Annotated in this window: 8 protein-coding genes and 1 pseudogene; 2 read left to right on the top strand and 7 right to left on the bottom strand. The window is 68.7% G+C overall.

The window, feature by feature from the left end:
- Both HHL11_RS34070 and HHL11_RS34065 read right to left on the bottom strand, forming a co-directional pair.
- A pseudogene (locus HHL11_RS34070) lies at window positions 1-349 on the bottom strand (3-isopropylmalate dehydratase); the annotation flags it as partial.
- 36 nt (window positions 350-385) lie between these two features.
- On the bottom strand, window positions 386-1,285 hold the full coding sequence (locus HHL11_RS34065; RefSeq protein WP_169423086.1) for a LysR substrate-binding domain-containing protein: 900 nt from the start codon (window positions 1,283-1,285) through the stop codon (window positions 386-388).
- Between the two features lie 118 nt (window positions 1,286-1,403).
- On the opposite strand from HHL11_RS34065, the gene HHL11_RS34060 reads away from it, so the two are divergent.
- Window positions 1,404-2,588, top strand: a complete 1,185-nt coding sequence (locus HHL11_RS34060) for an acyl-CoA dehydrogenase (protein ID WP_169423085.1) — start codon at window positions 1,404-1,406, stop codon at window positions 2,586-2,588.
- Window positions 2,588-3,736, top strand: a complete 1,149-nt coding sequence (locus tag HHL11_RS34055) for a CaiB/BaiF CoA transferase family protein (protein ID WP_169423084.1) — start codon at window positions 2,588-2,590, stop codon at window positions 3,734-3,736. The genes HHL11_RS34060 and HHL11_RS34055 overlap by 1 nt, the downstream gene beginning before the upstream one ends.
- Window position 3,737: 1 nt before the next feature.
- Here the strand turns inward: HHL11_RS34055 and HHL11_RS34050 are convergent, their stop codons facing one another.
- The 5 genes from HHL11_RS34050 to HHL11_RS34030 are packed head-to-tail and all read right to left on the bottom strand — an operon-like array spanning window position 3,738 to window position 9,219.
- Window positions 3,738-4,700, bottom strand: coding sequence for a Bug family tripartite tricarboxylate transporter substrate binding protein (locus HHL11_RS34050; RefSeq protein WP_169423083.1), 963 nt, complete (start codon window positions 4,698-4,700; stop codon window positions 3,738-3,740).
- Window positions 4,701-4,710: 10 nt separating this feature from the next.
- Window positions 4,711-5,679: a Bug family tripartite tricarboxylate transporter substrate binding protein gene (locus HHL11_RS34045; RefSeq protein WP_169423082.1), complete on the bottom strand. Its 969-nt coding sequence runs from the start codon at window positions 5,677-5,679 to the stop codon at window positions 4,711-4,713.
- A gap of 38 nt (window positions 5,680-5,717) precedes the next feature.
- A complete protein-coding gene (locus HHL11_RS34040) occupies window positions 5,718-6,863 on the bottom strand; it encodes an acyl-CoA dehydrogenase family protein (RefSeq protein WP_169423081.1) in 1,146 nt (381 codons plus the stop codon).
- Entirely contained in the window at window positions 6,860-8,350 is a 1,491-nt protein-coding gene (locus HHL11_RS34035; protein WP_169423080.1) for a class I adenylate-forming enzyme family protein, read from the bottom strand. The genes HHL11_RS34040 and HHL11_RS34035 overlap by 4 nt, the downstream gene beginning before the upstream one ends.
- Entirely contained in the window at window positions 8,347-9,219 is an 873-nt protein-coding gene (locus HHL11_RS34030; protein WP_169423079.1) for an amidohydrolase family protein, read from the bottom strand. Before HHL11_RS34030 ends, HHL11_RS34035 begins: the two co-directional genes overlap by 4 nt.
- Between the last annotated feature and the right edge of the window lie 22 nt (window positions 9,220-9,241).

Here is a 9,241-nt window from a genome sequence, read left to right as displayed (position 1 = left end):
TATGCCCCTTCTGCGGCAGCACCACGTGGCAGATGCCGATGCTGTCGTAGACGTGGGGCAGCTTCTGCTCCGCGGCCCAGTCGCGCGCGATGCGCACGATCTTGCGCGAATCGTCGTCCTGCTCGGGCACGTAGTGGTCCATGACCAGCACGATGCGGTCCTTGTCCCAGATCTGCGCGCCCAGCTCCTCCAGCATCGGCTTCAGCCGCCGCGGCCCGGAGGAGTCGTGGAACATCGCCAGGTCGACCTTGGAGCTGACGATTTCGCCGGGGGCCACGTGGCTGCGGCCACTGGCGCGGCCAATCAGTTTTTGCGCCAGGGTCTGCGGCCGGCGCTGGGGAATGCTCATTTCCCCATTCTAGGATATGTTCTATCTATAGGACAACTAGGGTCGTCCCGTCTCGGCCTGCAGCCAGTCCCGGAAAGCCGCCAGCGCCGGCCGTTCGCCCTCGGCCGGCTGCACCAGGTAATAGCTGCGCTGGCCGCGCAGCGGCCGGTCGCAGGCGATGGCCAGCGTACCGGCCTGCAGCTCCTGCTGGGCCAGCAGGGTCGGCACCAGCGCGACCCCCAGGCCGCACCTGGCCGCCGCCATCTGCAGCGAGAACAGTTCGTAACGCGGCCCGGCCATCGCGTGTTCGGCGTCCACGCCCTGGGCATCGAACCATTGGCGCCAGGCCTCGGGCCGGGTGGACTGCTGCAGCAGGGGCAGCGCGGCCAGCGCCTTGGGCGTGAAGGGCCGGCCGCCCTTGAGCAGCGAGGGTTTGCAGACTGGAATCACTTCCTCCGGCAGCAGCAGGACGGCCTGCGTGCCGGCCCACTGGCGCAACTGCTCCGGCGTGCCCGCGAACAGGGCGGCGTCGACCTGCGCATCGGCGAAGAGGAAAGGCCGCGTGCGTGCCTCGATGTGCACTTGCAGCTGCGGATGAAGCTTCGCCAGGCCGGGCAGGCGCGGCATCAGCCAGCGCTCCGCGAACGTGGGCACCGAGGCGAGGGCAAGGCGATCGCCGTGGCCGCGGCGGCTGCGCAGGTCCAGGGTGTCACGCTCCAGCGCGTCCAGGCGCTGGCCGACCTGGCGCGCGTAGTCGGCCCCGGCGACGGTCAGGGTCATTCCGTGCCGGGTGCGGCGGAACAGCGCTACGCCTACCAGGTCTTCCAGCGCGGCAACCTGGCGCGACACGGCGCCCTGGGTCAGGGCCAGCTCCTGCGCGGCCCGGGTAAAGCTCTGGTGCCGGGCCGCGGCCTCGAAGCACTGCAGCGCCTGGGTGGATGGCAGTTGTCGGCGCATCCTGGCTCCTTCAGAAATGAAGAAGCATCATATCTGGCGCAGAAATCATGGTTTGCGTCGGCAGGCAAGGCCTCCTAGGATCGCGCGCATCGCCAACCTCCTCTTGTGAGATCGCCGCATGACTTCCTCCGCCCGCTTTTCCTGGTCCGACCCCTTCCTGCTGGATGCCCAGCTGACTGACGACGAGCGCCAGGTGCGCGACGCCGCCGCGGCCTACTGCCAGGAGCGGCTGCTGCCCCGCGTGCAGGAAGCCTTCCGCCACGAAAAGACCGATCCGTCCATCTTCCGCGAGATGGGCGAACTGGGCCTGCTGGGCGTGACCATCCCCGAGCAGTACGGCGGCGCCGGCCTCAACTACGTCAGCTACGGCCTGGTCGCACGCGAGGTGGAACGCGTGGATTCCGGCTACCGCTCGATGATGTCCGTGCAGTCTTCGCTGGTGATGGTGCCGATCAACGAGTTCGGCAACGAGGCGACGAAGCAGAAGTACCTGCCCAAGCTGGCCAGCGGCGAATGGATCGGCTGCTTCGGCCTGACCGAACCGAACCACGGTTCCGACCCGGGCAGCATGATCACCCGCGCCCGCAAGGTCGACGGCGGCTACAAGCTGTCCGGCGCCAAGATGTGGATCACCAACAGCCCGATCGCCGATGTCTTCGTGGTCTGGGCCAAGGACGACGCGGGCGCCATCCGCGGCTTCGTGCTGGAAAAGGGCTGGAAAGGCCTCAGCGCCCCGGCCATCCACGGCAAGGTCGGCCTGCGTGCCTCCATCACCGGCGAGATCGTGCTGGACGAAGTGTTCTGCCCCGAGGAGAACGCCTTCCCCGAGGTGCGCGGCCTGAAGGGTCCCTTCACCTGCCTGAACTCCGCGCGCTACGGCATCGCCTGGGGCGCGCTGGGCGCGGCCGAGGACTGCTTCAACCGCTCGCGCCAGTACGTGCTGGATCGCAAGCAGTTCGGCCGCCCGCTCGCCGCCAACCAGCTGGTGCAGAAGAAGCTGGCCGACATGCTGACCGACATCAGCCTGGGCCTGCAGGGCTGCCTGCGCCTGGGCCGCATGAAGGACGAGGGTACGGCCGCCGTCGAACTCACTTCCGTGCTGAAGCGCAACTCCTGCGGCAAGGCGCTGGACATCGCCCGCGTGGCGCGCGACATGATGGGCGGCAACGGCATCAGCGACGAATTCGGCGTGGCCCGGCACCTGGTGAACCTGGAGGTGGTGAACACCTACGAAGGCACGCACGACATCCACGCGCTGATCCTGGGCCGCGCGATCACCGGCATCGCTGCCTTCTCCAACTGATGGCCGAGACAACGAAACCGCGCCCGCTGGCCGGCGTGCGCGTGCTGGACCTGTCGCGGGTGCTGGCCGGGCCCTGGTCCGGCCAGATCCTGGCCGACTACGGCGCCGACGTGATCAAGGTGGAGCGCCCCGGCGCCGGCGACGACACGCGGGCCTGGGGCCCGCCCTGGTGGGGCGAGGGCGAGGACCGCGTCGCGGCCTACTTCGTCTGCGCCAACCGCGGCAAGCGCTCGGTGTCTATCGACATCGCCAGCGCGGCCGGCGCGGCCCAGGTGCGCGAACTGGCCCGCGAGGCCGACGTGCTGCTGGAGAACTACAAGGTCGGCCAGCTGGCCAAGTACGGCCTGGACTATGCGAGCCTGCAGGCGATCAACCCCGGCCTCGTCTACTGCTCGGTCACCGGCTACGGCCAGGACGGCCCGCTGGCCCACAAGGCGGGCTACGACTTCGCCATCCAGGCGGAGGGCGGACTCATGAGCGTCACCGGCGAGAAGGGCGGCGAGCCGCAGAAGGTGGGCGTGGCCGTCACCGACATCATGACCGGCCTGTACGCCACCACCGCCATCCTCGCCGCACTCCACGAGCGCAAGACGACGGGACGCGGACGCCACATCGACGCGGCGCTGCTGGACGTGCAGGTGGCCATGCTCGCCAACCAGGCGTCCAACCAGATGATCGGCGGGCGCACGCCCACGCGCATGGGCAACGCGCATCCGAACATCGTGCCTTACCAGGTGTTCGCCACGCGTGACGGCCAGATGGTGCTGGCCATCGGCAACGACGGCCAGTTCGCGCGCTTTTGCCAGCTGGCAGGGCATGCGGAGGTGGCGCAGGACGCGCGCTTCGCGACCAACCAGGCGCGTGTCGCCAACCGCTCGGAGTTGATCGCGCTGATCACGTCATGGACCTTGACGCGCGACACGCAGGATTGGGCGGCCACGCTGGACGATGCGGCGGTGCCTTGCGCGCCGATCCTCGACATCGGCCAGGTGCTGGAGCATCCGCATGTGCTTGCGCGCGGGATGCGGCTGTCCTCCGAGGAAGGCTTGCCGCCGATGATCGCGCACCCGATGCGCTTCGACGGCGAGCGTCCCGTGGCAGGGCTGCCGCCGCCGGCACTGGGCAGCGGCCAGCCCGCCTGGTTGTGAATCAGTCCGGCTTGATGTTGGCCGTCTTGATCACCTGCGCCCACTTCTTGCGCTCGCCCAGCAGGTAGTTGCGGAACTCCTCGCTGGAGCCGCCCACGGCCTCGACGCCCAGCTGGTTCAATTGCTGGTGCACGTCGGGGGCCTGCAGCGCAGCGGCGAAGGCGGCGTTCAACTTCGCGACGATCGCGGGCGGCGTTCCGGCCGGCACCAGCGCGCCGTACCAGCCATTGCCATCGACGTCGTTGATGCCCATGTCGCCGAGGCTGGGGATCTCGGGCGCCAGCGGCGAGCGCTTCGGCGCCAGCACGGCCAGCGGCTTCACCTTGCCCGCGCGAATCAGCTCCGACAGGCCGCCCAGGCCGTCGACGCCCAGCTGCAGGTGGCCGCCCAGCAGGTCGGTCTTCAGCGGGCCCGAGCCCTTGTAGGGGATGTGGACGATCTGCGTGCCGGTGCGCTGGTTCAGGAGCTCCATCGCCAGGTGCGAGTTGGAACCCGTGCCGGCGGAGCCAAAGGACAGCGACTTCGGCGCTGCCTTGGCCGCCGCGATCATCTGCTGCACGCTCGCCAGCTGCGTGCCCGGCCCGGCGACCAGCACGTTGCCGTACTTGACGAGGTGGATCACCGGCGTGAAGTCCTCGAATTTCCAGCCCGGCTTCTCGAACAGCGCTTCGCTGGTGGTGAAGTTGGGCGCCGTGACGAGAATCGTGTAGCCGTCGGCCGGCGCACGCGCTACCATCTCGGCGCCGATGTTCGCGGACGCGCCGGGCTTGTTGTCGACCAGCACGGACTGCCCGAAGGCCGCCGTCAGCTTCTGCGCCATCAGGCGGGCCACGGTGTCGGTGCCGCCGCCCGGACTGTAGGGCACGATGATGCGGATCGGTTTGCTGGGGTAGTCCTGTGCCATCGCGGCGGTCATGCAGAACATGCTCGCCAGGACCAGTTTGCCGAAGAGGCGCTTCTTCATTTCCATTCCTTCATTCCACGTGGATGTTGGCGGAGCGGGCCACTTCGGCCCAGCGCGCCACGTCGGTCGAGACCATCGTCGAATACTCCGCGCGGTTCATCTTGTTCGGCTCCGTGCCCATGTCGCGCAGGCGCTCGGCCAGCTCCGGCGTGTTGAGTGCGCGCACCAGCGCGGCGTTCAGGCGGTCCGCCACGTCGGCGGGGATGCCGGCCGGGCCGGAGATGCCGAACCAGTTGGTCGCGGTCACCGGGGCCAGCCCCAACTCCTTCACCGTCGGCACGTCGGGCCAGCGGGCGGCGCGCGTTTCGGAGGTGATGGCGACCAGCCGCAGCATGGTGTTGCGGCCGACGTCGGGGACGGCGGCGATCAGGCCGTCGACCTGGCCGCCGATCAGGTCCGCGGTCGCCGGCGCCGCGCCCTTGTAAGGCACGTGCGTGATGTCCACCTTGGCCGCGCGGTTCAGCAGCACCAGCTGCACGTGCGACGAGGTGCCGTTGCCGTTGGAACCGAAGCGCACCACGCCCGGGCCCGTGCGCGCCTTCGCCAGCAGGTCCGCCATCGTCTTGTACGGGCCGTTGGCGGACACGGCGATGCCGCTGGGCACCGCGGCGATCAGGCCGATGTGCGTGAAGTCCTTGACCGCGTCGTAAGGCATCTTGGGATACACCGCAGGGCCGATCGCGTGCGAGGCGATGTTGGACAGCACCAGGGTGTAGCCATCGGGAGCGGCCTTCGCGGCGGCATCGCTGCCGATCAAGCCGCCCGCGCCGGCCTTGTTCTCCACCACCACCGGCTGGCCGAGAGCCGCTTGCATTTCCTTGGCCGCGAAGCGACCCAGCAGGTCGCCGGTGCCGCCCGGCGGGAAGGGCACGATCAGTTTGATCGGATGGGTGGGCCAGGCCTGCTGCGCCAGCAAGGCGCCGGGGGCGGCGGCAGCGAGGGCGAGCAAGGCGACGGCGGCGCGGCGAGGGAACTGCATGGACTGGCCTTTCGTGATCGTGAAGAAAACCGGTGAACCTATTCCTTGAACAGGGCGCGCGCGATCAGCATGCGCTGCACCTCCGACGAGCCTTCGCCGATGCGGTAGTGCCGGATGTCGCGATAGAAGCGCTCCACCGGCACGCCGCGGATCAGGCCGGCGCCGCCGAAGATCTGCAGCACGCGGTCGGCGACGCGGCCCACCATCTCGGAGCAGAACAGCTTGGTCATGCTGGTGCCGGTGGGGACGTCTTCGCCCGCGTCGATGCGGCGCAGCGTCTCGTAGGCCAGCGAGCGCGCCAGGGCCAGTTCGGTCGCCGAGTCGGCCAGCATCCACTGGATGGACTGGCGCTCCGACAGGGGCTGGCCGAAGGTGACGCGGTCCTTGGCGTACGCCACGCCCAGTTCCAGCAGCTTGTCGGCGGCGCCTATGCAGGCGGCCGACACGCCCATGCGGCCGGCGGTCAGCGAGCCCATCGCGATCTTGAAGCCCTGGCCGACCTCGCCGAGCACGGCGGAATCGGGCACGAAGCAGTCGTCGAAGCGGATCTCCGCCAGCTGGATCGGGTCGGAGGCGATGGTCTTGTCGACCCGCGTGATCTCCATGCCCGGCGTGCCCTTGTCCACCAGGAAGGCGGTGATGCCGCCGCGGGCGCGCAGCTTGGGGTCGGTGAGCGCGATCACCATCACCACCTCGGCGCGGTGCGCGCCGCTGATGAAGTGCTTCAGGCCGTTGATCTTCCAGCCACCGTCGACGCGCGTGGCACTGGTGCGCAGCGCCGCGGCGTCGGAGCCGGCCTCGGGTTCCGTCAGGCCGAAGCTGGCCAGCCACTCGCCGCTGGCGATCTTCGCGATGTACTTGTCCTTCTGCGCCTGCGTGCCGTGCCGCGTGATCGCGATCGGCGTGAGGCCGCTGGTGGCGTCCATCATCACCGTGTAGATGCGGTGCGAGCGCGCCACTTCCTCCTGCACCAGGCAGTAGGTCGCCAGGTCGAAGCCGCCGCCGCCAAACTGCTCCGGCAGCCGCATGCCCAGGTAGCCCTGGCTGCGCATCTCCGCGAGCGCTTCAGGGGGGACCTCACCGGTCTCGTCGATGCGCCTGGTCAGGGGATCGAGCCGGTCCGTCACGAAGCGCCGGATGGCCGGCCGCATTTCGGCCAGGTCGGGCGTGCATTCGATCTTCATGCGGCCTCCTTCGCCAGGAGGGTGGGCAGGAGTTTCGCCAGTTCGGGCTTGAGGATCTTGCCGGAGGAGTTGAGCTTGAACTCGTCGACGAAGAAGACGTGGCGCGGGATCTTGTACGGCGCCAGGTTCTGCTTGCACCAGGCCTTGACCTCGGCCTCGTCGATAGAGCCGCTGGTCTTGACGAAGGCGGCGACTTCCTCGTCGAATTCCTTCGAGGGTGTGCCGATGACGGCGGCCTCCGCGATGCGCGGATGATTGAGCAGGACGGTCTCGATCTCCAGCGGATAGATGTTGACGCCGCCGCGGATGATCATGTCCTTGGCGCGGCCGCGCAGGAACAGGTAGCCCTCGTCATCGAGCATGCCGAGGTCGCCGGGATAGAACCAGCCGTCGACGAAGGCTTCGCGCGCCGCTTCCGCGTCGTTGTAGAAGCCGTCGGCAACCGTGGGGCCGCGGTAGCGGATGCGGCCGACTTCGCCGTTCGGCAAGGGCTGGTTCGCGTCGTTGACGACCTCGATGCCGACGCCGAACACCGGCCGGCCCACCGAGGTCGGATGCGCCAGCTGGTCTTCGGAGGACAGCACGGTGACCCCGCCGCCTTCGGTGGAGCTGTAGTACTCGATGAAATTCGGGCAAAGGCGCTCGCGGATCTGGATGCGCTCTTCGGCCGTCAGCGGCGAACCGGAGGAGATCAGCGTGGACAGGCGGGCGAGCGGCTGCACCACGTCGGCCGGCGCGGCCAGCAGGCGGCGCAGCATGGTGGGCACCAGGAAGCTCACGGTGGCCTTGGTGCGTGCCACGGCTTCGGCCAGGCTCTGCGGCGTATGGGGCGGCGCGAACAGCACCACAGTGCCACCCACGTACAGCGTGGAGACCGAGAAGGCGCGGCCGCCACCGAAGTACAGCGGCGTGGCGTTCAGGTAGGTCTCGCGGCTGCCGAAGCCGAGGTCCGCGTAATGCGTGAAGAACCGGCTCATGAACTGCGCGTGCGTCAGCAGCGGGCCCTTCGGCCGGCCAGTGGTGCCCGAGGACAGCGACAGGCAGAAGCCGCGCTCGCCATCCGGCCAGGCTGCGGGCGCCGGCGCCTGGGCCGCGGCAGCCCACCAGGCCGCATCCAGCGTGACGCAACGGGCATCGGCGACGTCGTCGCCCGGTTCGACCAGCACGCAGCGGGGCTGGAAATGCGCAACCACGCGCTGCTTCTCCGCCGGCAGCCAGCGGCAGTCCATGGGCAGCACCACGGCGCCGGCGCGGGCCACCGCGAACAGCATCAGCAGGTGGTCCGGGGTGTCCTTGAGCGCGACGCCGACCACGTCACCCGGCTGCACGCCGGCCTGCAGCAGCGCACGGGCGCCATGCTCGACGCGCTCGTTCGCGTCGCGGTAGGAAACGGTTTGCGTGCCGCTGACGATGGCCGTCTTGGTCGGCCGCTGCACCGCGTGCATGGCCAGCTGGTCGGCGATGTTGGGAATGCGCGGCGCGCTCATCGGCCCTCCAGCCCGTACACGCGCATGGCGTTGTCGCGCAGCAGCTTCTGCTTGGCCACGGGTTTCAGGCCCAGCGCCTCGACCTCGTCGCGCGCGCGCTTGAAGTCCAGGATGGGGAAGTCGGTGCCGAAGATCACCTTGTCCTGGCCGTAGCTGTTGATGTACTTGACGAAGGATTCCGGCCAGTACTTGGGCGCGTGGGCGTCGGTGCCGATGTAGACGTTGGGGTGCTTCCACGCCATTGCGATCATCTCGTCGGTCCATGGGATGCCCACGTGGATGCCGACGATCTTGAGCTCGGGGAAGTCGCAGGCCACCGAGTCCAGCGTGATCGGCCGGCCGACGCTGCGCAGCGGATGCGTGGGTTCGTAGACCATCGACTGGCCCACCTGCAGTTGCACGGGCACGTCCAGCTCCACGCACTTGGCGTAGAAGGGGTACCACTTGGCGTGGTCGGGCGCGAGCTCGAACCAGTGCGGGTAGTAGTGCGCGCCGATGAAGCCGTATTCGCGCACGGCCTTCTCCAGTTCGCGCACGCCATTCATGCCTTCGGTGGCATCGAGGCCCGCGAGACCCAGGAAGCGATCCGGGTGCTTGTTGACGGCTTCGGCCACGGCGCTGTAAGGCACGTGGTAGCTGGCCTTGTGCATGGCCGGGCCGACCTTGGCCGCGATCAGGAAGGACTTCTCGATGCCGGCGTCGTCCATGCGGCGCAGCATCGCTTCGTGGTCGAGGCCCTGCATGATGTACTCGGCCACGTGCATCTTGCCGCTGTAGAAATTCTCCCGGCGGGGGCGCTGCGCGAGCACTTCGGGGGTCCAGATATTCACTACCGCGTCGATGGCGCGGATTTCGTAGTTGGTGCTCATCGCTCTATCTCTCTGACTCGGA

Origin of the sequence: Ramlibacter agri (assembly GCF_012927085.1) — a bacterium.
Lineage (GTDB): Bacteria > Pseudomonadota > Gammaproteobacteria > Burkholderiales > Burkholderiaceae_C > Ramlibacter > Ramlibacter agri.
This window is presented reverse-complemented; position numbering and strand designations above follow the sequence as displayed.

Bases quoted from the DNA above. Each gene is read 5' to 3' on its own strand.
- HHL11_RS34030 (WP_169423079.1), bottom strand. From the start codon at position 9,219: ATGAGCACCAACTACGAAATCCGCGCCATCGACGCGGTAGTGAATATC.
- HHL11_RS34065 (WP_169423086.1), bottom strand. From the start codon at position 1,285: ATGCGCCGACAACTGCCATCCACCCAGGCGCTGCAGTGCTTCGAGGCC.
- HHL11_RS34055 (WP_169423084.1), top strand. From the start codon at position 2,588: ATGGCCGAGACAACGAAACCGCGCCCGCTGGCCGGCGTGCGCGTGCTG.
- HHL11_RS34050 (WP_169423083.1), bottom strand. From the start codon at position 4,700: ATGAAGAAGCGCCTCTTCGGCAAACTGGTCCTGGCGAGCATGTTCTGC.
- HHL11_RS34040 (WP_169423081.1), bottom strand. From the start codon at position 6,863: ATGAAGATCGAATGCACGCCCGACCTGGCCGAAATGCGGCCGGCCATC.
- HHL11_RS34045 (WP_169423082.1), bottom strand. From the start codon at position 5,679: ATGCAGTTCCCTCGCCGCGCCGCCGTCGCCTTGCTCGCCCTCGCTGCC.
- HHL11_RS34035 (WP_169423080.1), bottom strand. From the start codon at position 8,350: ATGAGCGCGCCGCGCATTCCCAACATCGCCGACCAGCTGGCCATGCAC.
- HHL11_RS34060 (WP_169423085.1), top strand. From the start codon at position 1,404: ATGACTTCCTCCGCCCGCTTTTCCTGGTCCGACCCCTTCCTGCTGGAT.